We start from the raw sequence: 20,939 nt of genomic DNA, 5'->3' as shown, positions 1-20,939 counted from the left end.
GACTGTGACGAGATCTGTGGGTGGTAGTCGCTACCGCCCCCCGCGAACCCCAAGGAGACGCGTCCAACGTGGCTGCCCAGAATGAGTACGGTGCCGATTCGATCAAAGTGCTCGAAGGCCTCGAAGCGGTCCGCAAACGTCCTGGCATGTACATCGGCTCCACCGGCGAACGTGGTCTGCACCACCTGGTCTGGGAGGTCGTCGACAACGCCGTAGACGAGGCGATGGCCGGTTTCGCCACCAAGGTGGATGTCCGCCTGCTCGAGGACGGCGGGGTGCAGGTCACCGACGACGGCCGCGGTATCCCGGTGGCCATGCACGCCACCGGAATTCCCACCATCGACGTGGTCATGACGGTGCTGCACGCCGGCGGCAAGTTCGAAGAGGGCGCCTACCAGGTGTCCGGTGGTCTGCACGGCGTCGGCGTCTCGGTGGTCAACGCGCTGTCCACCCGCCTGGAGGCCGATGTCCGCACCGACGGCCACGAATGGTTCCAGACCTACGACCGGTCGGTGCCCGGCACCCTGCGCCAGGGCGAGAAGACCAAGAAGACCGGTACCACCATCCGGTTCTGGGCCGACCCGGACATCTTCGAGACCACCACCTACGACTTCGAGACCATCGCCCGGCGCCTGCAGGAGATGGCGTTCCTCAACAAGGGCCTGACCATCGAACTCACCGACGAGCGGGTCACTCCCGAAGAAGTGGTCGACGAGGTGGTCGGTGATACCGCCGAGGCGCCCAAGTCCGCGGAGGAGAAGGCCGCCGAGGCGGCGGCACCGCACAAGGTCAAGCACCGGACCTTCCACTACCCCGGCGGCCTGGTCGATTTCGTCAAGCACATCAACCGCACCAAGACCGCGATCCAGCCCAGCGTCATCGACTTCGACGGCAAGGGCCCCGGCCACGAGGTCGAGGTCGCCATGCAGTGGAATGCCGGCTACTCGGAGTCGGTGCACACGTTCGCCAACACCATCAACACCCACGAGGGCGGTACCCACGAAGAGGGATTCCGCGCCGCGCTGACCACCGTGGTGAACAAGTACGCCAAGGACAAGAAGCTCCTCAAGGACAAGGATCCCAACCTCACCGGCGACGACATCCGGGAGGGTCTGGCCGCGGTCATCTCGGTGAAGGTGGCCCAGCCTCAGTTCGAGGGTCAGACCAAGACCAAACTCGGTAACACCGAGGTCAAGTCCTTCGTGCAGAAGATCTGCAACGAGGAACTGCAGCACTGGTTCGACGCCAACCCGGCGGAAGCCAAAACCATTGTCAACAAGGCGGTTTCGTCCGCGCAGGCGCGCATCGCCGCCCGCAAGGCGCGGGAGTTGGTGCGCCGCAAGAGTGCCACCGACATCGGCGGCCTGCCCGGCAAGCTGGCCGACTGCCGCTCCACCGACCCGAGCAAGTCCGAACTGTACGTGGTCGAGGGTGATTCGGCCGGCGGCTCGGCCAAGAGCGGCCGGGACTCGATGTTCCAGGCCATCCTGCCGCTGCGCGGCAAGATCATCAACGTCGAGAAGGCGCGCATCGACCGCGTGCTGAAGAACACCGAAGTCCAGGCGATCATCACCGCGCTCGGTACCGGTATCCACGACGAGTTCGACATCACCAAGCTGCGCTACCACAAGATCGTGCTGATGGCCGACGCCGACGTCGACGGCCAGCACATCTCCACCCTGCTGCTGACGCTGCTGTTCCGCTTCATGAAGCCGCTGGTGGAGAACGGGCACATCTTCCTGGCGCAGCCGCCGCTGTACAAGCTGAAATGGCAACGCAGCGAACCGGAATTCGCCTATTCGGACCGCGAGCGCGACGGTCTGCTGGAGGCCGGCAAGAAGGCCGGCAAGCGGATCAACACCGACGACGGGATCCAGCGCTACAAGGGTCTGGGTGAGATGGACGCCAAGGAGCTGTGGGAGACCACCATGGATCCGTCGGTGCGGGTGCTGCGCCAGGTCACCCTCGACGACGCCGCCGCGGCCGACGAACTGTTCTCCATCCTGATGGGCGAGGACGTCGAGGCGCGCCGCAGCTTCATCACCCGAAATGCCAAAGACGTTCGCTTCCTTGACGTTTAGTCGTCTGACCCACTGAGGAAACTTCATGACTGACACCACGTTGCCCCCCGGCGACGGCACGTCCGATCGCATCGAACCGGTCGACATCCAGCACGAGATGCAGCGCAGCTACATCGATTACGCGATGAGCGTGATCGTCGGCCGCGCGCTGCCCGAGGTGCGCGACGGTCTCAAGCCGGTGCACCGGCGGGTGCTGTACGCCATGTACGACTCCGGGTTCCGGCCGGACCGCAGCCACGCCAAATCGGCGCGCTCGGTGGCCGAGACGATGGGTAACTACCACCCGCACGGCGACGCGTCGATCTACGACACCCTGGTCCGGATGGCCCAGCCGTGGTCGCTGCGCTACCCGCTGGTCGACGGTCAGGGCAACTTCGGCTCACCGGGCAACGACCCGGCCGCCGCCATGCGGTACACCGAGGCCAGGCTGACGCCGCTGGCCATGGAGATGCTGCGCGAGATCGACGAGGAGACAGTCGATTTCATCCCGAACTACGACGGCCGCGTGCAGGAGCCGACGGTTCTGCCCAGCCGGTTCCCCAACCTGCTGGCCAACGGATCCGGCGGTATCGCCGTCGGGATGGCCACCAACATCCCGCCGCACAACCTCAACGAGCTCGCCGAGGCCGTGTACTGGTGCCTGGAGAACCACGAGGCCGACGAAGAGGCCACCCTGGCCGCGGTCTGCGAGCGGGTCAAGGGCCCCGACTTCCCCACCAGCGGCCTGATCGTCGGCACCCAGGGCATCAACGACACCTACACCACGGGACGCGGATCGATCCGGATGCGCGGTGTGGTCGAGATCGAGGAGGACTCGCGCGGGCGCACCTCGATCGTCATCACCGAGCTGCCCTACCAGGTCAACCACGACAACTTCATCACCTCGATCGCCGAGCAGGTCCGCGACGCCAAGCTGACCGGCATCTCCAATATCGAGGACCAGTCCAGCGACCGCGTGGGTCTGCGCATCGTGGTGGAGCTCAAGCGCGACGCCGTGGCCAAGGTCGTGCTGAACAACCTCTACAAGCACACCCAGCTGCAGACCAGCTTCGGTGCCAACATGCTGTCCATCGTCGACGGCGTGCCGCGCACCCTGCGGCTAGACCAGATGATCCGGTACTACGTTGCGCACCAACTCGATGTGATCATCCGGCGCACCCGGTACCGGCTGCGCAAGGCCAACGAACGCGCCCACATCCTGCGCGGTCTGGTCAAGGCGCTGGATGCCCTCGACGAGGTGATCGCGTTGATCCGGGCGTCGGCCAACGCCGACGTCGCCCGCAGCGGCTTGATGGAGCTGCTCGACGTCGACGAGATCCAGGCCCAAGCCATCCTCGACATGCAGCTGCGCCGGCTGGCCGCCCTGGAACGGCAGCGCATCGTCGACGACCTGGCCAAGATCGAGGCCGAGATCGCCGACCTCGAGGACATCCTGGCCAAGCCGGAGCGCCAGCGCGCCATCGTGCGTGACGAGCTCAAGGAGATCGTCGAGAAGCACGGTGACGAACGTCGCACCCGGATCATCGCCGCGGACGGTGACGTCACCGACGAGGACCTCATCCAGCGCGAGGACGTCGTCGTCACCATCACCGAGACGGGCTATGCCAAGCGCACCAAGACCGACCTGTACCGCAGCCAGAAGCGCGGCGGTAAGGGTGTGCAGGGCGCGGGTCTCAAGCAGGACGACATCGTCAACCACTTCTTCGTGTGCTCGACGCACGACTGGATCCTGTTCTTCACCACGCAGGGCCGGGTGTACCGGGCCAAGGCCTACGACCTGCCGGAGGCGTCGCGCACGGCCCGTGGCCAGCACGTGGCCAACCTGCTGGCCTTCCAGCCCGAGGAACGCATCGCCCAGGTCATCCAGATCAAGAGCTACGAGGATGCGCCCTACCTGGTGCTGGCCACCCGCAACGGTCTGGTGAAGAAGTCGAAGCTGATCGACTTCGACTCGAACCGCTCCGGCGGCATCGTCGCCATCAACCTGCGCGAAGGCGACGAACTGGTCGGTGCCGTGCTGTGCTCGGCCGAGGACGATCTGCTGCTGGTCTCGGCCAACGGGCAGTCCATCCGGTTCTCGGCCACCGACGAGGCGCTGCGGCCGATGGGTCGCGCCACCTCGGGTGTGCAGGGCATGCGGTTCAACGAGGACGACCGGCTGCTGTCGCTCAACGTGGTCCGTGAGGGCACCTACCTGCTGGTCGCCACCGCCGGCGGATACGCCAAGCGCACCGATATCGAGGAGTACACGGTGCAGGGCCGCGGCGGTAAGGGCATCTTGACCATCCAGTACGACCGGCGCCGCGGCAGCCTGGTGGGTGCGCTGATCGTCGACGACGACACCGAGTTGTACGCCATCACCTCCGGCGGCGGGGTGATCCGCACGGCGGCGCGTCAGGTGCGCAAGGCCGGCAGGCAGACCAAGGGCGTGCGCTTGATGAACCTCGGTGAGGGCGACACACTGATTGCCATCGCACACAACGCGGAGGAATCCGACGAGGCCGAAGCTGTCGAAGCGGAAGCCGGTGAGGCCGAAGTTGTCGACGTGGAAGGCGATCAGGCCGCAGGCGACGAGTCGACCGACGCGTAGCGTGACTGCCGGATGCCACTGCGGCAGTACCGCCAGCACCGAGCCCTCCGGGGCCTGAGCTAAGGAGCACCTCAGGTGACGTCACCGAAGGAACCCGGCCACTCGCGGGCAAGCGAGGGCCCCGGCAGCGCAAACGGCGCCGCCGGGACGCCGGGTGCCGTACCCGAGGGTGAAGTGCCCCCGTGGCAGCGCGGACCGGCGGCCCGGGCCAACACCGGTAGGCCGGCGGAAGGGTCGAATGCCGGTAGGCCGGCGGAAGCGTCGATTGCCGGCCGGCCGGCGGAAGGCGCCCGTCCCGCCGACGGCGGGACCCGGCCGGCGCACCCCCAGGGGGTGGACGCCAGGCTCAACCGGTTCATCGCCGGGGGTAACGCACCGGCCCGGGAGACGCCTGCCGGTCCTCCGCAGAACCCGCCGCGCGAAACCGAGGTGTTGCCCACCCGCACCGAGCGGCCGGAGGCCGCACGGCCGGAGAACTACGCCAGCGAGCTGCCGGACCTGTCCGGACCGCCGCCGCGGCCGGCCCGGGCCACGGCGGCCGAATCCCGGCCCGCTCCCCCGCCCGGGCGGGTGCAGGTGGCCAACCGTAAGCAAGGTCCGGTGCGGGCCAGCATGCAGATCCGACGCATCGATCCGTGGAGCACGCTGAAGGTGTCGCTGGTGCTCTCGGCCGCGCTGTTCTTCGTCTGGATGATCGCCGTGGCGTTCCTCTACCTGGTGCTCGGCGGTATGGGCGTGTGGAGCAAGCTGAACAGCAACGTGGGCGATCTGCTCACCAGCAACAGCGGTACCGGCGGCGAATTGGTGTCCAGCGGAACGATTTTCGGCGGTGCCGCGTTGATCGGCCTGGTGAACATCGTGCTGTTGACCGCGATGGCGACCGCCGGTGCGTTCATCTACAACCTCACCACCGACCTGGTGGGCGGGGTGGAGGTGACGCTGGCCGATCGGGATTAGATCTACGCGGTTTGGGAAGACGGGGCCCATTACGGTAATCTCGTCGCTCGGCCGGTCAGAGAAATCGAGTGGTCACACGGGCCTATAGCTCAGGCGGTTAGAGCGCTTCGCTGATAACGAAGAGGTCGGAGGTTCGAGTCCTCCTAGGCCCACGGAAGGGTTACACCATGAGGCTGGTGGTAGTGCTCGCGGCAGTTCTGGCCGCAGCCGTCGTATGGCGATCGCGACACGGCGCCGAAGTCTGGCACACCGCCGCAGACCCTGCGAACCCGTAAGGGGCCTTAGCTCAGTTGGTAGAGCGCTGCCTTTGCAAGGCAGATGTCAGGAGTTCGTTCTTTATCTGTAGGAGAGTGAGTTGGAAGTGCGGATGACCAGCGATGATACCGTCGCGGTCATGTCCGTGACGGGGCCATAGTTCAACGGTAGAACGGGGCCTTTGCAAGGCTCAGATCGGGGTTCGATTCCCCGTGGCTCCACTTCTGTGGGTCGGCACTGACCGCTGGCATCGTGGCCGAGATCGATTACCTGGCTGCGGTATCTGGGTGACCCAAGTTCAATTGGTCTTGCGACTGTCGTCCGCGGCGTTTCAGAGGGTTGTTTGGCCGGGTAGTGAGTCGAGTTGGATGAGGACTCCGAGGAGGTTGGCTACTCCCCAGTGGTCGGTGAGTTGGCCGTTGTGGACTCGGAAGACATCGACGGTGTCAAACGAGATGGGTCGGCCGGTGGGGGCGATGCCGAGGAATTCTCCGTGGTGGGTGCCACGGTAGGTCTTGAAGGTGGTGACTTTATCGTCGTCGACTGTCTGCCAGTGGATTTCGGCGTGCAGGTCCGGGAACGCTGTGCGTAATCCGGTGTAGAGGGCTCGGACACCTTCTTTGTCGGGGGTGATGCCGGGTTGAGGTGTGTGGTCGGTGAAGCCGTCGGCAAACAGTTCGTCGAACACGGTGAAGTCGCCGCCGCCTTGGACTTGCTCGGTGTTGCGTCGGACCAGGTCTTTGAAGACCTCACGGTTGTCGGTCATCTCTGTTGTGTCCTAGCTGGTCGGGATGTATTCGATGAAGGTTCTGGCGGGCAGTGGGCCGCCGGGGAATTCGTGGAGCGCTCCACCGCCGGCGAGGGTACCGAGGTTGATCGGTGTGTAGTCCAGCGACTCGATGAGTGCGGCGATGACGGTGTGCGCGTCGGGGTGGTCGCTGGAGTGGAAGAGCAGTTTTCGGCCGCCGGAGACGACAGGTCCGTCTGCATAGCTTTCCGGGGTCATGTGGTTGAACGCCTTGATCACCTGCGCGGTGGGGGCGAGGTTGGCGATGACTTCGCTGGAGGTCAGCCCGCCGAGGTCGGCTTTGGTGAAGGTGGGGGCTTCCAGCGGGTTGGTGGTATCGACCAGGATGCGGTCGGTGAGGTCACCCGCCGCGTCCAGTGCGGCGGGCACTTTGCCCCATGGGACGGCCAGGAAGACCACCTCGTGGTCGGCGGCCTGGGCGACGGTGCCGGCGGTCAGGCTCAGTGGTGCGGCGAGTGCGGCCAGGGTGTCGCCGCCGCGGCTGTTGCTGATGGTGACGTCGTGGCCGACGGCGGCCAGCTGCGTTCCGACGGCTTGGGCGATGTTGCCGGCGCCGATGAATCCGATCTTCATGTGGGTGTCCTACTTTCCGGTGATGTTGTGGGAGGCCAGCCAGGCCAGGGTGGTGTCGGCGACGTCGCGCCAGCCGTGGTCGATGGTCAGGGAGTGCCCGCGGCCGTCGAATTCGTGAAACTCGGTGATAGCCGTCGATTTCGCGTACTGCTTGAAGGCCGCCTTGGCGCTGACGTGGGGCACGGTGTGGTCGGCGGTGCCGGCGGTGATCAGCAGCGGACCCCGGGTGGCGTTGGCGGTGTCGACCTTTGCTGGCGAATTCGGGGTGAAGTTGGCCAGTCCGGCCTCGAACAGCGGCTTGCCCGGGGAGGGGATGGCCCACTTTTCCCACAGTTGGTCGGATTCGGCTGCGGTGAGGGCGTTTCCGAAGCCGTAGCGGAACTGGCTGACACTCAAGGCTTTGGCACGGCCACGGTTGAGCGGGTTGCCCAGCACGGGGAATGCGGAGCGGAGCTGGGCGACTGGGAGAGGTCTGACTCCTTTGATGGGGGCGGGGTCGATGGCCACCGCGGCGGCGACCAGGTTCTGTCCCAGCAGTTTCTGGGCGATCAGGCCGCCGAAGGAATGCCCGATGACAACTGGTGGGGTGTCGAATTGCTTGACGATTCCGGCGAAGTGCTCGGTGAGATCGTCGATGCCGAATCCTGCCTGCGCCGCGGGGTTTTCTCGGGTTGCGGCGACGGTGTCGGCTTCCCCCGGCCATGCGGGCGCGACCCCCTGGTGGCCGTGTTCGGCGAAGTGGTCGATCCACGGTTGCCACGCGCTGTGGGCGATCCACAGGCCGTGGATGAATACGATGTCGGTCATGATGTGCCGGTGTCCTCTCGGGGCTGGCGGGTAAGACGCGGTTAGAGGGTGTAGCCGCCGTCGATGTTCCAGGTGACGCCGGTGACGAATCCGGCCTCGGGCAGCGCGAGATAGGCCACGGCGCTGGCGATATCGGCGGGTTGGCCGTAACGTCCGAGTGCGGTGAGGCTGCGCATGTGGTCGGCGAAGTCGCCTTCGTCGGGGTTCATGTCGGTGGCGGTGGGACCGGGCTGGACGTTGTTGACGGTGATCCCGCGGGGGCCGAGTTCGCGGGCCAGGCCGCGGGTCAGGCCCGCGACGGCCGCTTTGGTGGTGGAGTAGATCGAGATGCCGGGCACCGGGACGCGGTCGGCGTTGACGCTGCCGATGGTGATGATCCGCCCACCGGAGCCCAGGTGCGGCACGGCGGCGCGGACGGCGGCGAACACCCCGCGCACGTTGACCGCGATCAGGCGATCGAACTCCTCGAGCGGGAACTCTTCGATCGGCGCACCATGGGCCACGCCGGCGTTGTTGACCAGGATGTCGAGCCCGCCGAGCGCGGTCACGGTCTGCTCCACCGCGGAGGTGATCGCCTCCACGTTGCCGCTGTCGGCGCGGATCGCCACGACCTGTGCACCGGACGCGGAGGCTTCGGCGACGAGTTTGTCGGCCTGCTCGGGTGAGGAGTGGTAGGTGAACGCGACAGCCGCGCCGTCAGCGGCCAGGCGGGCTACGGTGGCCGCGCCGATCCCGCGGGATCCGCCGGTGACCAACGCTCGCCGCCCGGCCAGCGGGCGCACGGTGTTGGTGGTGGCGGTGTCAGTGGTGGTCATTGGTCGCTCTCTTTCATCTGGATCGGGACTTTCGAACCGATCGGTTACTAAGTATGATCAGGTAAAGCCGCTGACGCACCGCCACATTCCAGACTGTGGCGCGGATCACAGGAGGTGATCGGATGGCGATGGGACGGCCCCGCGAGTTCAATCCTGAGGACGTTCTCGACAAGGCGATGACCCTGTTCTGGGAGCACGGCTATGACGGGGTGTCGATCAGCGACCTGACATCAGCCACGGGGGTCAACCGGCGGAGTCTGTATGCCGAGTTCGGCTCCAAGGAGCAACTGTTCTACAAGGCGGTGGACCGCTACCTGGCCGGGCCCGGCGGGTTCGTCGGCGCGGCCATGGCCGCGCCGACCGCCTGGGGCATCGCCTACGCGATGGCCCATGGCGCTGCGGATGCCTACACCGATCCTGCCAGTCCCCGGGGGTGCCTCCTGGTGCAGGGAGCACTCGCCGCGGGCGAGGAGGCGGCTCCGATTCAAGCCGATCTCGCTGACCGCCGGGCCGCCGGAGTGAAGCTGCTCACCGAACGCTTCGCCATGGCACAGCAGGAAGGGGAGCTGCCCGGGGTGGACCCACAAGTCATCGCCCGCTGGATTCATGCCGTTTGCCAAGGTATTTCGATCCAGGCATGCAGCGGCGCCACCAGAGAAGAGCTACACGAGGTAGCCGACCGAGCTCTCAAGGCCTGGCCCGAACCACCGGCACGGGAATAAGCCGAGAGATAGGGACGACCTATTGGGGGTTCTCGAATGCCCTTGGCGAGTCGTTCCAGCGCCACCTCGCAAGCCAGCATCTGCTCGCGGCACGAATTTCGCGCCATCGTCGTCCGGGCGACGGGGCTAGAAGGGGCGGTCTCTGGCTGTAAACGCCCCCGGATTTGGTTGCCAATCGCCGCCGGGGTCGCAGAAGTTGTTTGGCCAGGGCGCGGGGACACCGTTTTCGTCGTACCAGCCGGTGTAGCCGGTCGCGGCGAGCTGGTCGAGGTAGAACTGTCGGGTCATTCCGGGACCGACGAATTCGTAAGGGGCGTATGGGTTTATCGGGTCTGGCGCCGGGCCGTCTCCTCTTCGGGCGATGGACTGTTTGGTCACGATGAAGGTTCTGCTGATCGTGATTGCGCGCAGCGCTGTTCGAGCAGTCGACTCCGCAGTGCCTCGTTCTCGGTGCGCAGAACAGCGATCTCCTCGGTGAGGTCACGGTTACGTTGCATGGCCACAGCAAGTTTGGTGCGCAACGACTCAACTGTCGCCGAACCGGCTGTGGGCGTGGGGAGCTGGTCGGCGGCACGGTTGCGCCGCTCGCCGATCTCGCGCCGCAGGGCGGGGTGCTGATATAGAAAACTGGTCGACACCCCCGCGGCGCGGGCCACCGAGACGAAGGTGATCGTTTGCCCGGCGTTGTGCAGTTTGGTGATCGCCCTGCGGGCTCGGGCCGCCGCGTCGGTGGTGCGGGCCGCGGCGGCCTGGGCAAGACGGGCGGTGCGGCGGTCCCGGTCGTCGGCGGTCATGAGGTCTCCAGCGGGGCATCCGGATCGATTTCGCCGATCAGCTTGGTGACTTTGTCGAGCATCGTCGTGTTCAGCTCGGCCGCTGCGGTGTCGCCCCGCTCGGCAGCGTCGGCCGCGAGGCGCTGCAGCTGGTCGCGGTGGGCAATGTGGATACCCAGGAAGACGCGGCCGCCAGGGTCGTGAAACGAGCAGTCAAGGCAGGGATTGGGCCGGAACTCGCAGCGTTGTGTCGATGGCAGTGTGCAGAATCCGTTGGGCAGCGCCGCGGTCAATCGTGCGCGTAGCCGTTCGACACCGGCGTCGCCTTCTGAGCTGTTCTCGGGTTTGTTCTCCCAGAATTCGCGCGCTTTGCGGGCGAGGGTGTCGTCGGTGATCCGGGCGTACGTCGAGGTCATGGTGTCGCTCTGATGGCCGAGGAAGTCTCGGACTTCCTGCTGGGTCCATCCGTTGTTGAGCAGGGTCATCCCGACGGTGTGCCGGAAACGGTGGACGTCACCGCCGGAGATCAGCTCGCCGGTGATCGTCGATGAGGTGATTCCGTGTTCGCGGAACAAGGCAGAAAGCCGGTGCCGCAGGCCGCTGGTGGACCAGGGCTGGGTGCGACCGGCTGCGGCGCTTGATCGAGCCCCGGGAAACAGGTGGATGGCATCGGGTCCGTAGGTGTCTCGCACCCGGGCCTGCTGCGCCAGAATCACGCTAGCCAAGGTGTCCGGGATGGGGAACCGGCGCCACGCGCTGGTTTTGGTCATCCAGTATTCGATCCAGTGCCCTGCGTCGGAGTGATGCAGACAGTCGAGCGGGAGAGCGACCAGTTCGGAGATTCGGCATCCTGCCCAGCGGGTGGTGGCGATCATCGCCCGCAGGGTGGGGTCGGTGTCGGGGTTGTCGACGATCAGGGTGTCGACCCGCTCGATGACATCCGCCGGGAACGGCCGAGGATTGCGGGTCTTGCGGTGAACGTTCTCGCCGCGGCGCAGGAACATCGATGAGCCCAGGTCGGAGACGAGCCCGGTGTCGTGCAGCGACTCCAGCAGGTATGCGCCCGTGTTCGCCAGGCGGGCGTCAGCGGTGGTGTCGGTGCGGCGGGTCCACGCGAGGTAGTCGAGGAACACCGTCCGGGTTACCGCGGGCGGATCGGGCACTGTGCCGTCGAGGGTGAGGAATTGGGCGAGTTGGCGGGAGGCGCGCACCCACTGGGTCAGGGTTCCCCAGGACAGGGTGGCGGTAGTGAGTTGTTGTCGGGCAAGGGATTTAACGGCTACTCTCATCCACGGCACCGACACCGACGACCAGTCGACGGCGGTGTGCGTCGAGCCTGATTGGGCGGCGTCGAGGACGAACTCGAATTGATCTCGCCAGTGCCAATGATCGTCGGTCCACGGGTCGGGGTTGGTTGCGCCGTCGAGGAGTCGAAAGAAGCTCCGGATGTACGGTGCGCACAGCGTGTCGAAGGAGCTGGCGTGTGGCCAATGTTGTCGGCAGAGCAGAAGCCAATCGTGCACGGGTCGTTCGGTCAACGAGTCGGTGATCCGGCCGTCGGCTGTATCGATCAGCACCATCAGGACGCGGCGCAGGCTGGTGTTGCAGGTCCAGTCGCCCCGGGCGACCTTGGTAGCCACGACGAACCGGACCTCGTCGGCAGCGGTGAGCGCGAGCCGCCGGAAGTCGACCATCTGGCTGGACGGGCGGCCGCGTGGCGGTCCTACCGGTGTCGACTCGGTTGCGGCCCAGGCGGTGAAGTCGGCCGGCTGGCCGGCGCGAAACCATTGGAAGTAGTGCGCGTAGCAGAGCCCGGACGTGACGGTGGAAGTGCTGCGGGGGCCGCCCAGCCAGTACCGCGGGCCATCGCAATCCTCGACGGCGCACGGCTCCACGGCCTGCCGGCGGCGATCGCCGGAGACATCAACCACCTGCCATGTCGGCTGGCACCACGGGCCGTCGGGCACCCGCAGGGTCCGCTGCGGGACGGTGCGGGCGGAGCTGCTCCTGGACTCACGGCGTGGCATCACCGGCCCCGTTCTGCGGTGCCCGCCACACCAGATGCTCTGTGTGGCGTAGTCTTTCGGCGAGATCATCGCCACCCAGATGGATGTACACGTCGGCGCTGGAGGCGTGCGATTGTCCGAGCCGGGCGGCGATCTCGGCAGCGGTCCAGCCCGCCCTCGCCAGGGCCGTGGCGTGGGTGTGCCGCAGCATGTGGGGATGCAGGTCGTCAATGCCCGCGGACGCTCCGATGCGCTCCACGAGCTGGTAGGCGTTGGAGTACGACAGCGGGCCACCCCGCGGATTCCGGGACAGGTTCACGAACACGTAATCGCTATCCACATCGGCGATCTCGCCGAGCAGGTACGCGGCGTACAGGTCGAAGAAGCGACGTGGCGCCTCCACCGTGAACTGCGCTCGCTGCTTCGACAACGCCCCGTTCTGATTGTCTTTCCGGCGGCAGACCTGGACGCGCCGGCGCATCGGATCAAGGTCGCCGTGGCGCAGCCCCAACGCTTGCCCCACCCGCAGCCCCAGGTCATACAGGGCAGACAGGAGCAGCCGGTCGCGGCCTGTTGACGCTGCCTGCAGGAGCCGGGCGAAGTCGGCCTCGAAGTCGATGACCTGGACTGTCTCAGCAGCGGACTTGCCTCGCCTCACCAGGCGGGAGACCTCACTGGGGCGCCGCTGCTCGATGTGTGCCAGGAAGCTTTGCGCCCGGCGCGGCAGCCTCGACGGGTTGCGAGTGAGCACCAACTCGAGCGGTCCCCGGCCTTCGACCCGGTGGAACTCGTAGAACTCGCGAACACCCGCGCTGACCGCCTTCACCGTCGCCGTTGAGCGGCTACCACGCCAGGTCTGCAGCGGTGGCAAGCCCACCGAAAGAACACCGACAAAGTCACACAATCCGTCGAATGCCACTTCATCCCAAGGGATTCCGCGCGTCGACAGCCAGCGGTAGAACAGGCTCAGGTGCCGTGCGTAGGACCGGACGGTGTTCTGTGACCGGCCCACCGCCCGCAGCCAGTGCAGGAACTGCTCGATCTCATCGATCGGCAGTCCGAGGTCGTCCACCACCGTCCACGACGGCCGGCCGTGCACGGTCACCGGGGCGGCCCTCACTGCCGGTCCTCGGCGTCCTTCGAGCGCTGCGGCGGCTGGACATCGATACCCGGCCGGAGACGGTCGTCTGCGTCGCGGGCCGGCAAGGGCGCCACCGTGTTGACATCGGTCGGGAGTGCGCCCGGTAACCATTTCATCTTCCGTTTGCGCCATGACGCGAGCTGGGCCTGAACTCGCGCCATCGGAATCTCGAATCTGTCCCAGTCGACGCTGGGGGCGCTGACCCAGATCATGCGGATGTGCGAGTCGGTGTAAGGGTCGTAGTCCCAAGTCAATTCGCAATGCGTCGGATTGCCTATCAGACCAGAGGTTTCGGCGTCGAGCAGGCGCAGGGTTTCGGAGTCCTGGGTGCAGAACGCGGTGCGTCGGGCATTGGTCGGTTCCATCTCGTTGTGGTGGATGGCCATGTAGGTCTTGCCGTGGCTGCTGATCATCGGCCACCGATGCGGCTTCGACACGATGTGGCCGGGCGGGTGCATTCCCTGCGTGCTGAGCCACACCGCAGTGCATGCCGAGGTGACGGCGGCGACATGTGAGCCGCGGAGCAGCCCGTGCAGTTCGGTGCGCAGATGCGCTGCGTGCCGTTCGGACAGGGCGTTCCAGTCATCGACAGCGGCGAGGAGCAGCGCCCCTACCCCGGTCGTGACCTGCCGCAGCAACCGAGTTGCCTCTTTACGCGACACCGCGCGGTCCCGCGGGCCGCAATCCTCAAAGAGCGCCGTCACAACTGCACCTTCCGATTGAAAATCTTGCCTAGAATCGTGCCGACCGTGGTAAGGTTTTTCCCGTGCGCCACGCCGTATCAGCACCGTGTTCGCACAGACATGACGCAGGCGAGTACCGTGCGTCTTTAGTCACACCAGTCACTCTTGTCGCAGGTCGGAAAGCCGCAGAATTGGGAAATCGCAGATCACACCGTGTTTCTGCGCAGATTCGGCCCGACTGAGGGATAGTGTCCAGAGACGAGCACCGAGACGGATGGGGAGTTGATCTGTGACGGCACCGGGCCCCTATGCAGAGGCAAACAACGTGATGGTGCAGCTGACCAGACTCGCCTGCGGATGGTCGAAAAAGCGGTTGGCCGATGAGGTCGGTGTATCGCCCTCGCACGTGAGCAAGGTCGAGTCCGGCGCCCTGCCGTTGGCAGGGAAAGCCCTGCTGGACTACGCGAGGGTCATGCAATGCTCACCGGAGGCGTTATGCGTTCCGTTCACCCGGTCGCCGGCCGAAGGCACCCACTTCCGGGCCAATGCGAGCACCGCGGAGTGGAAACGCGACCGCGTCTGGGCGCGCGCAAACCTCATCGCGATGCGGCTCGGGCGGATCGGAGCGCGTGCGGACATCGAACCGGTGCTCGCGCTCCCCGAACTCGACCCCACCGACTACGCCGCCGAACACGGCGAAATCACCGCCGCGCAGGTTCTGCGACGCCTGTGGCGGGTAGTTGGACCGATCCGTTCCATCGTCGAATTACTGGAAGCCGCAGGGGTTTTCGTGGTCACCGAGGACTTCAGCGACCCTGAGATCGACGCCGTCACCCTGCGGGCAAACCAGCACCATCCGCACCTGGTGTACGTAAACGCAGCCTTGCCTGCCGACCGCATGCGAATGACCCTCGCCCACGAGCTGGGCCACCTCGTGATGGATGCGATGACCTTGGTCAGCCCGGTAGAGACCGAGCGCCGCGCCACAGCCTTCGCAGCCGAATTCCTCGCCCCCATCGACGACATCGCCTTCGACCTCGACCGGGTCTCCATTCGCACCGTCCACGAACTCGACGAGCTCCGCCTCACCTGGGGCGTCAGCGTGTCCTCATTGGTCATGCGCGCCCGTGAACGGGGCATCCTCTCCGACTACCAGTATCGATCAATGTTCCGGCTGCTCAACGAGACCGGCCGCATATACGGACCGCGGCCCGGCGTCGCCCAAGAAGAACCCACGCTCGCCCACGACGTGCTCAACCAACTCACTGCTGCCGGCTACACCACCAACGAGCTCGACGACATCACACTACTCACAAGCGCACAACGCGCCGACTTGTTCCACACCGCAAGCGATCAAGCCGCCACCCGACACCTCACGATGGTCTAAGGCATCGAGCGCGGGCCATGGGGTGGAGCCCGACCCATGTCCGCGATACCCAGTGGAAGCCGCCGGTCCATCCGACCAAACAGGCACAGGCCCTCGAACAAGACCACGCCGCCGGCGGCCGTGAGCACCGCGTCATGCATGGCAACGAAGGCGCTCTCGGCCGAATAGTCCTACAAGCTAGAAATCGCCGCCTCTACGCCGAATTGCGGTGGCAGGTCAACAAAAAACAACACAGCAAGTACCTTGGCGAGGTCACCGCCGCCAACCGAGCCGCCAACCTGGCCGCCGGCTGGCAACTGGCCCACGACCAAGGCCTAACGGTCAACGAGGTATCAGCTCCAACGTCGTGACGACCTGGCTGTCCTCACATTGCCTCGCGCTCGTGGAGCCGCCGAAGGTGATCGTTGATCCAGTCTGCGTCCACGATGGAGAGCACTTCGCAGCGTCGCTTGCCGCAGACGCAGCCATGGCCAGTCTCGCGATGGTAGCGGCTCAGCTTCTCGAACTGACGCAGCACATTGTCACGTGACCTGAACGCTGCGAGCATCTTCTCGCGGTAGTCGTCTGCGCGGTCTAGCGCGTTGTTCAACTCGTCGGCGGTTTCTCCCCAGCGGACCCGGACCTCGTACTCGTGGTCCCGAGCGGTTTTCAACGGGTCGCCACGGTGCTCGTTGCACTGGCGGCAAATCCAGCCCCGGACGAGACCGTGGGCGTTACGATCCGCCGACGCCAGACGTTCGGGGACGCTCAGTTCGCAGCATTCGCAGATGACCTGGTTGGGAGCCTCCATAGATCAACGATGCCACGGCACCCCGACATATCAGGGGTACGCGCTCGTCGGCGCAACAATAAATGCTGGCCGCCATCGTCGTGGAGCAGCTGTAGATAACTTGTCCGCGACAGCGACCGGAGCCTCGAATTAGCAGTCGTCGTGTACGTCGCGGATACCTTTGCGCCACCTAGAGATATCGAATCTCCTAGGCTCCACAAGCATTCTTCTCCAGGCGTGCGCCGGAACCACCTCTTCGACCGCTTCGCGGATTCGGTTGCGCGCGCCCAATTTTCGTTAAGGTAACCGCCCAATCTCTTAGTGGGCGTTTAGTAAACCGGCCATGCTCTCACCAAACCGCCACAGCGCGGTGCAGCGAAACGCATAGGGTTCGAACGGTGACCATCCCGTGTTAAAAACGTGACCTTTGTAGCCCACCGTTACCAAAGTGACATTGCCGCGCGATGCGGACGATGCCGTCGGGGAACAAGGGGAACGACATGACGATTGCGCTGTACCACCAGACCATGCCGGACTGGGCGTCCCGGCGGAAGCTCGGGCGCGCGGTGGTCCGCATCGGCGATGTGCTCGCCACGGTGCTGCGGCCGGTGCTCGTGGCGGTGGCCATCATGATCGCCGCGATGTGGTGGTCCATGCCCAAGGCCGCGGCCGACCCGGTCAACACCGTCCTCAACGACGTCGGAGTGGGCAACAACGGGACCATCAGCTCGATGATCGCGGAGCTGGGCGAGATGTTCTGCCCGCTGATCGCCCAGGCCGGCAGCAACTTCGCCAGCAACTCCTACAGCGCCAACGGCAACGGCCTGGGTGGCGCGGTGGCCGGCGGCGTCACCAACCTCGTCATCCAGAACCAGTGCCCGTCGTGGATCAACTCAATTGCCAACGGGCACTTGCCAGGAGCCCTCACCGGTGCAGCGTCGGCGATCAACCCGATGCAGAGTGTCACCGGCGCGGCGACCGACCCGTTGCAGGCGCTGACCGGCGCGACCAACACGGCCGGACTGAACATCCCGGCGCTGCCGAGCACCGGACTACCCGGTGCCGGGTTGCCGACGGGGTTGCCCGTCACGGGACTGCCGAGCAGCCCGCTGGGCTGACGCGCTACGGCTTGGGCGCGACCTCGACGCTGGGCGGCAGCGACGACGGCTCCGGGCGGGTCGAGCGGCGCACGATGGAGAACGCCGCGGCCCCGCCGGCGAGCACGACGGCCCCGACGGCGATCCACAGCAGCGGCTTACGCCGGCGAGGTTCGGGCACCACGTCTTCCTTACGGAGCTTGCGCCCGAGCCAGGATGCCGACGACAGCGCCGAGCTCACACCCACGCCCACAGCCCCGCGGGTGAGATCCGCCGGGCCCACCACGGAGTACCTCAGACCACGCGCAAGCCGTTGTCCCGACGTCAGCCGGACATCCGTGTTGGAACTCATGGGCACCTCTTTCGCAGGCGGGCGGGAAACGCCTCCCCAGCCTGCCACCAAACCCTGCCGACGCGGTACGGGTGCACTGCGGGAGGGGCCTCGAAAGGCGCCTGCAAGCCCGGGTGGCAGACTGCAACTCGTGACGAGCCCCATTCAGACAGCCACCGCGACGCTGCACACCAACCGCGGCGACATCAAGATCGCCCTGTTCGGTAACCACGCCCCCAAGACGGTCGCCAACTTCGTCGGCCTCGCGCAGGGCACCAAGGACTACAGCACCGAGAACGCCTCGGGCAGCACCTCCGGCCCGTTCTACGACGGCGCCGTGTTCCACCGTGTCATCGACGGATTCATGATCCAGGGCGGCGACCCGACCGGCACCGGCCGCGGCGGCCCCGGCTACCAGTTCGCCGACGAATTCCACCCGGAACTGCAGTTCGACAAGCCCTACCTGCTGGCCATGGCCAACGCCGGGCCCGGCACCAACGGCTCGCAGTTCTTCATCACCGTCGGCAAGACCCCGCACCTGAACCGCCGGCACACCATCTTCGGTGAGGTCGTCGACGAGGCCTCGCAGAAGGTCGTCGACGCGATCGCCACTACGGCGACCGACCGCAGCGACCGGCCCACCGAGCCGGTGGTGATCGAGTCCGTCACCATCTCCTGACCTCCCGCTTTACCGCTTGTGCGGTTTCATACGCCTCGCCCCGCGCGTCGCGTATGAAACCGCACATTTGCGTTGACGGCCGGGTCAGCGGCCCGCGTACCCCGCATCGGTGAGTGCGTCGAGCACGTCCAGCGGGCTGGTGCCCAGATCCCAGCGGGTGAACACGTAGAGCCGATCGTCGGCGGTGTCGACCTCGAGTAACCGCACCTTGCGGGCCAGCCGGCGGAATTCGGTGATCCGGATGGTGGCGATATCGTCGCGGCGCAAAACTCTGGTGCGCCACCAGCCGCGCACCACCAGACCCTCACCGGAGATTGCCAGCTTCGGCCGCGCGACCCACGACATAGTTGCAAACACCAGCAAACCCACCGCGGCAACGCCGCCCAGGACACGGCCCGGACCGTCTGTGACCACAGTCACAACGGTTACGGCCATCACGAGGCCGGCGAAACCGATGGCGAGGATGCCTGCGGGCTTAGGGCCCCACGTTGTTTGCTGCATGGCGTCAATACCCGGTCTCACCGCGAGGTTTGCAGTTATCCACAGGCGCTATCCCCAATGGGGATGAATCACAACGTTGTGATTGGGTGACGCCGGGGTAGCGAGCTGGGTAACAGTTCGAAGCCAAAATGAATTCAATCCGGCGGGGTGCCGCCTCAGCGCCACCGCATGGTGAGCAACAACCCTGTGATCATGAAAGCAAAGGCGATCGCGTAGTTCCACGGGCCGAGGTCGGCCATCCAATTCAGCCAAGTCGGGGCATTCAGGCCGGTGGCACCCAGCTGGAACACGAGCAGCCACAGCAGCCCGATCAGCATCAGCCCCACGAACAGCACCACGAACCACACGCTCGACGGCCCGGCCTTCACCTTCACCGGGGTCCGGCTCACCGGGTTGATGGTGAAGTCGTTCTTCTTGCGAACTTTGGACTTGGGCATGGTTACCTTTGGAGACGATGGAACACGTGGCCGGATGGGACGCCGGCATTGAACACTGAGCCTAACGCAGCGTCCGCCCCTGCCGAGAATTCTGGGAGACCACGCTCGGCCTGGCGATTCGGCGTGCCGGTGGTGTGTCTGCTCGCCGGTCTGCTGCTGGCGGCGACGCACGGCGTCTCGGGCGGCGGCGAGATCCGGCGCAGTGACGCGCCGCGGCTGGTGGATCTGGTGCGCGAGGCGCAGAGCGGGGTGGACCGGCTCACCGCGCAGCGTGACCAGCTGGTCTCGGCCATCGACAACCATCACGGCGGCTCCCCCGGCGCCGACGCCGCCCTGCACGCCATCACCGCGCGCTCCGACCGGCTGGCCGAACAGGCCGGGCTGAACCCCGAACGCGGGCCCGGGCTGGTGATCACCCTCAACGACGCCCAACGCGACGCGGAGGGCCGCTTCCCGCGCGACGCGGCCCCGGACGACCTGGTGGTGCACCAGCAGGACATCGTGGCCGTCCTCAACGCGCTGTGGAGCGCGGGCGCCGACGGTATCCAGGTGCAAGATCAGCGGATCATCGGCACCTCGGTGCCGCGCTGCGTCGGCAACACCCTGCTGCTGGGCGGGCGCACCTACAGCCCGCCGTACGTCGTCACCGCGATCGGTGACGTGCCCGCCATGCAGGCCGCGCTGGCCGCCGCGCCGCTGGTGACGCTGTACAAGCAGTACGTGGTGCGGTTCGGGCTGGGCTACAGCGAGGTGGCGCAGCCATCCGTGGAACTCGCCGGGTACACCGCACCGGTCCGGATGAAGTACGCCAAGCCCGCCGGGCCGCTCGGGTATTAACCGGTTTGTCCGTCGCAGTAGCCTGGTGACATGCAGGTTCTGGTCGTCGACAACTATGACAGCTTCGTGTTCAACCTGGTCCAGTACCTGGGTCAGCTCGGCGTGCACGCACAGGTCTGGCGCAACGACGACGAGCGCCTGACCGAGCCGCGGGCCATCGCCGAGCAATTCGACGGCATCCTGCTCTCCCCCGGTCCCGGCACCCCGGAACGCGCCGGTGCGTCCATCCCGCTGGTGCACGCCGCCGCCGAAACCGGCACGCCGCTGCTCGGCGTGTGTCTGGGACACCAGGCCATCGGCGTGGCCTTCGGCGGCACCGTGGACCGCGCGCCGGAGCTGCTACACGGCAAGACCAGCCTGGTGCACCACTCCGATGTCGGTGTGCTGCACGGACTTCCGGACCCCTTCACCGCCACCCGGTACCACTCGCTGACCATCCTGCCGGAGACCAAACCGGACGTGCTGGAGGCCATCGGGCAGACCGACTCCGGGGTCATCATGGCCGTCCGGCACACCGAGTTGCCCATCCACGGCGTGCAGTTCCACCCGGAATCCATCCTCACCGAGGGTGGGCACCGGATGTTGGCCAACTGGCTGGGCTTCTGCGGGCAGGCCCCCGACGAGAGTCTGGTCCGCCGCCTCGAGCAGGAAGTCGCCGATACCGTCCAGGCTGCTACGACCGTCGGCTGA

23 protein-coding genes and 2 tRNA genes are annotated in these 20,939 nt (G+C 66.2%); 12 read left to right on the top strand and 13 right to left on the bottom strand.

Features of this window, described 5'->3' with window-relative positions:
- Window positions 1–68 precede the first annotated feature (68 nt).
- The 5 genes from gyrB (at window position 69) to BN977_RS13835 (ending at window position 6,104) form a co-directional block, all read left to right on the top strand.
- On the top strand, window positions 69–2,081 hold the full coding sequence (gene gyrB / locus BN977_RS13855) for a DNA topoisomerase (ATP-hydrolyzing) subunit B (RefSeq protein WP_024452483.1): 2,013 nt from the start codon (window positions 69–71) through the stop codon (window positions 2,079–2,081).
- Window positions 2,082–2,106: 25 nt separating this feature from the next.
- Complete coding sequence (gene gyrA, locus BN977_RS13850; protein ID WP_036397924.1) at window positions 2,107–4,671, top strand: DNA gyrase subunit A; 2,565 nt, start codon at window positions 2,107–2,109, stop codon at window positions 4,669–4,671.
- Window positions 4,672–4,746: 75 nt separating this feature from the next.
- Entirely contained in the window at window positions 4,747–5,628 is an 882-nt protein-coding gene (locus tag BN977_RS13845; RefSeq protein ID WP_036397923.1) for a DUF3566 domain-containing protein, read from the top strand.
- Window positions 5,629–5,706: 78 nt separating this feature from the next.
- Window positions 5,707–5,780, top strand: a tRNA-Ile gene (locus tag BN977_RS13840).
- 253 nt (window positions 5,781–6,033) lie between these two features.
- A tRNA-Ala gene (locus BN977_RS13835) sits at window positions 6,034–6,104 on the top strand.
- Window positions 6,105–6,214: 110 nt separating this feature from the next.
- On the opposite strand, the gene BN977_RS13830 is transcribed toward BN977_RS13835, so the two are convergent.
- The 4 genes from BN977_RS13830 to BN977_RS13815 are packed head-to-tail and all read right to left on the bottom strand — an operon-like array spanning window position 6,215 to window position 8,886.
- Window positions 6,215–6,649 carry an ester cyclase gene (locus BN977_RS13830; protein WP_024452486.1) on the bottom strand — a complete coding sequence of 145 codons (435 nt, stop codon included), beginning with the start codon at window positions 6,647–6,649 and terminating at the stop codon, window positions 6,215–6,217.
- Between the two features lie 12 nt (window positions 6,650–6,661).
- Window positions 6,662–7,264 carry an NADPH-dependent F420 reductase gene (locus BN977_RS13825; RefSeq protein ID WP_024452487.1) on the bottom strand — a complete coding sequence of 201 codons (603 nt, stop codon included), beginning with the start codon at window positions 7,262–7,264 and terminating at the stop codon, window positions 6,662–6,664.
- 9 nt (window positions 7,265–7,273) lie between these two features.
- Window positions 7,274–8,071 carry an alpha/beta hydrolase gene (locus BN977_RS13820; RefSeq protein ID WP_024452488.1) on the bottom strand — a complete coding sequence of 266 codons (798 nt, stop codon included), beginning with the start codon at window positions 8,069–8,071 and terminating at the stop codon, window positions 7,274–7,276.
- Between the two features lie 41 nt (window positions 8,072–8,112).
- Complete coding sequence (locus BN977_RS13815; RefSeq protein WP_024452489.1) at window positions 8,113–8,886, bottom strand: 3-oxoacyl-ACP reductase family protein; 774 nt, start codon at window positions 8,884–8,886, stop codon at window positions 8,113–8,115.
- Window positions 8,887–9,008: 122 nt separating this feature from the next.
- Between BN977_RS13815 and BN977_RS13810 the strand changes: the two genes are divergently transcribed.
- Window positions 9,009–9,608, top strand: a complete 600-nt coding sequence (locus tag BN977_RS13810; protein ID WP_024452490.1) for a TetR/AcrR family transcriptional regulator — start codon at window positions 9,009–9,011, stop codon at window positions 9,606–9,608.
- Between the two features lie 126 nt (window positions 9,609–9,734).
- Here BN977_RS13810 and BN977_RS32670 read toward each other — a convergent pair whose 3' ends face one another.
- The 5 genes from BN977_RS32670 to BN977_RS13790 are packed head-to-tail and all read right to left on the bottom strand — an operon-like array spanning window position 9,735 to window position 14,232.
- The gene (locus BN977_RS32670) at window positions 9,735–9,986 is read right to left on the bottom strand and encodes a hypothetical protein (RefSeq protein ID WP_131590112.1); all 252 of its coding nucleotides are present in this window, start codon (window positions 9,984–9,986) and stop codon (window positions 9,735–9,737) included.
- Window positions 9,983–10,402: a DUF6262 family protein gene (locus tag BN977_RS13805; RefSeq protein ID WP_024452491.1), complete on the bottom strand. Its 420-nt coding sequence runs from the start codon at window positions 10,400–10,402 to the stop codon at window positions 9,983–9,985. Before BN977_RS13805 ends, BN977_RS32670 begins: the two co-directional genes overlap by 4 nt.
- A complete protein-coding gene (locus BN977_RS13800) occupies window positions 10,399–12,408 on the bottom strand; it encodes a tyrosine-type recombinase/integrase (RefSeq protein WP_081664385.1) in 2,010 nt (669 codons plus the stop codon). Before BN977_RS13800 ends, BN977_RS13805 begins: the two co-directional genes overlap by 4 nt.
- Window positions 12,395–13,492 carry a tyrosine-type recombinase/integrase gene (locus BN977_RS13795; RefSeq protein ID WP_227456239.1) on the bottom strand — a complete coding sequence of 366 codons (1,098 nt, stop codon included), beginning with the start codon at window positions 13,490–13,492 and terminating at the stop codon, window positions 12,395–12,397. Before BN977_RS13795 ends, BN977_RS13800 begins: the two co-directional genes overlap by 14 nt.
- An 11-nt stretch (window positions 13,493–13,503) precedes the next feature.
- Entirely contained in the window at window positions 13,504–14,232 is a 729-nt protein-coding gene (locus BN977_RS13790) for a hypothetical protein (RefSeq protein WP_036397922.1), read from the bottom strand.
- Between the two features lie 268 nt (window positions 14,233–14,500).
- On the opposite strand from BN977_RS13790, the gene BN977_RS13785 reads away from it, so the two are divergent.
- Window positions 14,501–15,598, top strand: coding sequence for an ImmA/IrrE family metallo-endopeptidase (locus BN977_RS13785; RefSeq protein WP_024452495.1), 1,098 nt, complete (start codon window positions 14,501–14,503; stop codon window positions 15,596–15,598).
- 17 nt (window positions 15,599–15,615) lie between these two features.
- Entirely contained in the window at window positions 15,616–15,948 is a 333-nt protein-coding gene (locus BN977_RS31870) for a hypothetical protein (protein WP_061005895.1), read from the top strand.
- Window positions 15,949–15,962: 14 nt separating this feature from the next.
- Here the strand turns inward: BN977_RS31870 and BN977_RS31865 are convergent, their stop codons facing one another.
- Window positions 15,963–16,388 carry a hypothetical protein gene (locus tag BN977_RS31865; protein WP_081664386.1) on the bottom strand — a complete coding sequence of 142 codons (426 nt, stop codon included), beginning with the start codon at window positions 16,386–16,388 and terminating at the stop codon, window positions 15,963–15,965.
- A 479-nt stretch (window positions 16,389–16,867) separates the two neighbouring features.
- Between BN977_RS31865 and BN977_RS13775 the strand changes: the two genes are divergently transcribed.
- On the top strand, window positions 16,868–17,485 hold the full coding sequence (locus tag BN977_RS13775; RefSeq protein WP_131590109.1) for a hypothetical protein: 618 nt from the start codon (window positions 16,868–16,870) through the stop codon (window positions 17,483–17,485).
- 4 nt (window positions 17,486–17,489) lie between these two features.
- Here the strand turns inward: BN977_RS13775 and cwsA are convergent, their stop codons facing one another.
- Window positions 17,490–17,816, bottom strand: coding sequence for a cell wall synthesis protein CwsA (gene cwsA, locus BN977_RS13770; protein WP_036397920.1), 327 nt, complete (start codon window positions 17,814–17,816; stop codon window positions 17,490–17,492).
- A 130-nt stretch (window positions 17,817–17,946) separates the two neighbouring features.
- Here cwsA and BN977_RS13765 point away from each other — a divergent pair, with 130 nt between their 5' ends.
- Window positions 17,947–18,474, top strand: a complete 528-nt coding sequence (locus BN977_RS13765; protein ID WP_024452499.1) for a peptidylprolyl isomerase — start codon at window positions 17,947–17,949, stop codon at window positions 18,472–18,474.
- Between the two features lie 84 nt (window positions 18,475–18,558).
- Here the strand turns inward: BN977_RS13765 and BN977_RS13760 are convergent, their stop codons facing one another.
- Both BN977_RS13760 and crgA read right to left on the bottom strand, forming a co-directional pair.
- Window positions 18,559–18,975 (bottom strand): PH domain-containing protein, encoded by a 417-nt coding sequence (locus BN977_RS13760; protein ID WP_036397919.1) that lies wholly within the window; start codon window positions 18,973–18,975, stop codon window positions 18,559–18,561.
- Between the two features lie 155 nt (window positions 18,976–19,130).
- A complete protein-coding gene (gene crgA, locus BN977_RS13755; protein WP_024452501.1) occupies window positions 19,131–19,412 on the bottom strand; it encodes a cell division protein CrgA in 282 nt (93 codons plus the stop codon).
- A 48-nt stretch (window positions 19,413–19,460) separates the two neighbouring features.
- On the opposite strand from crgA, the gene BN977_RS13750 reads away from it, so the two are divergent.
- The gene (locus tag BN977_RS13750; protein ID WP_084172497.1) at window positions 19,461–20,249 is read left to right on the top strand and encodes a DUF881 domain-containing protein; all 789 of its coding nucleotides are present in this window, start codon (window positions 19,461–19,463) and stop codon (window positions 20,247–20,249) included.
- Between the two features lie 30 nt (window positions 20,250–20,279).
- Window positions 20,280–20,939, top strand: a complete 660-nt coding sequence (locus BN977_RS13745; RefSeq protein ID WP_036397917.1) for an aminodeoxychorismate/anthranilate synthase component II — start codon at window positions 20,280–20,282, stop codon at window positions 20,937–20,939.

This window comes from Mycolicibacterium cosmeticum (genome assembly GCF_000613185.1).
Classification (GTDB): domain Bacteria; phylum Actinomycetota; class Actinomycetes; order Mycobacteriales; family Mycobacteriaceae; genus Mycobacterium; species Mycobacterium cosmeticum.
Note: the sequence above shows the minus strand (reverse complement) of the source record. Positions and strands in the feature narration are given on the sequence as shown.

Excerpts from the sequence above, each read along its gene's own strand:
- gyrA (WP_036397924.1), top strand. The coding sequence starts at position 2,107 with ATGACTGACACCACGTTGCCCCCCGGCGACGGCACGTCCGATCGCATC.
- BN977_RS13830 (WP_024452486.1), bottom strand. The coding sequence starts at position 6,649 with ATGACCGACAACCGTGAGGTCTTCAAAGACCTGGTCCGACGCAACACC.
- BN977_RS13825 (WP_024452487.1), bottom strand. The coding sequence starts at position 7,264 with ATGAAGATCGGATTCATCGGCGCCGGCAACATCGCCCAAGCCGTCGGA.
- BN977_RS13820 (WP_024452488.1), bottom strand. The coding sequence starts at position 8,071 with ATGACCGACATCGTATTCATCCACGGCCTGTGGATCGCCCACAGCGCG.
- BN977_RS13815 (WP_024452489.1), bottom strand. The coding sequence starts at position 8,886 with ATGACCACCACTGACACCGCCACCACCAACACCGTGCGCCCGCTGGCC.
- BN977_RS13810 (WP_024452490.1), top strand. The coding sequence starts at position 9,009 with ATGGCGATGGGACGGCCCCGCGAGTTCAATCCTGAGGACGTTCTCGAC.
- BN977_RS13805 (WP_024452491.1), bottom strand. The coding sequence starts at position 10,402 with ATGACCGCCGACGACCGGGACCGCCGCACCGCCCGTCTTGCCCAGGCC.
- BN977_RS13800 (WP_081664385.1), bottom strand. The coding sequence starts at position 12,408 with ATGCCACGCCGTGAGTCCAGGAGCAGCTCCGCCCGCACCGTCCCGCAG.
- BN977_RS31870 (WP_061005895.1), top strand. The coding sequence starts at position 15,616 with ATGGGGTGGAGCCCGACCCATGTCCGCGATACCCAGTGGAAGCCGCCG.
- BN977_RS31865 (WP_081664386.1), bottom strand. The coding sequence starts at position 16,388 with ATGGAGGCTCCCAACCAGGTCATCTGCGAATGCTGCGAACTGAGCGTC.
- BN977_RS13775 (WP_131590109.1), top strand. The coding sequence starts at position 16,868 with ATGACGATTGCGCTGTACCACCAGACCATGCCGGACTGGGCGTCCCGG.
- cwsA (WP_036397920.1), bottom strand. The coding sequence starts at position 17,816 with ATGAGTTCCAACACGGATGTCCGGCTGACGTCGGGACAACGGCTTGCG.
- BN977_RS13760 (WP_036397919.1), bottom strand. The coding sequence starts at position 18,975 with ATGCAGCAAACAACGTGGGGCCCTAAGCCCGCAGGCATCCTCGCCATC.
- crgA (WP_024452501.1), bottom strand. The coding sequence starts at position 19,412 with ATGCCCAAGTCCAAAGTTCGCAAGAAGAACGACTTCACCATCAACCCG.
- BN977_RS13745 (WP_036397917.1), top strand. The coding sequence starts at position 20,280 with ATGCAGGTTCTGGTCGTCGACAACTATGACAGCTTCGTGTTCAACCTG.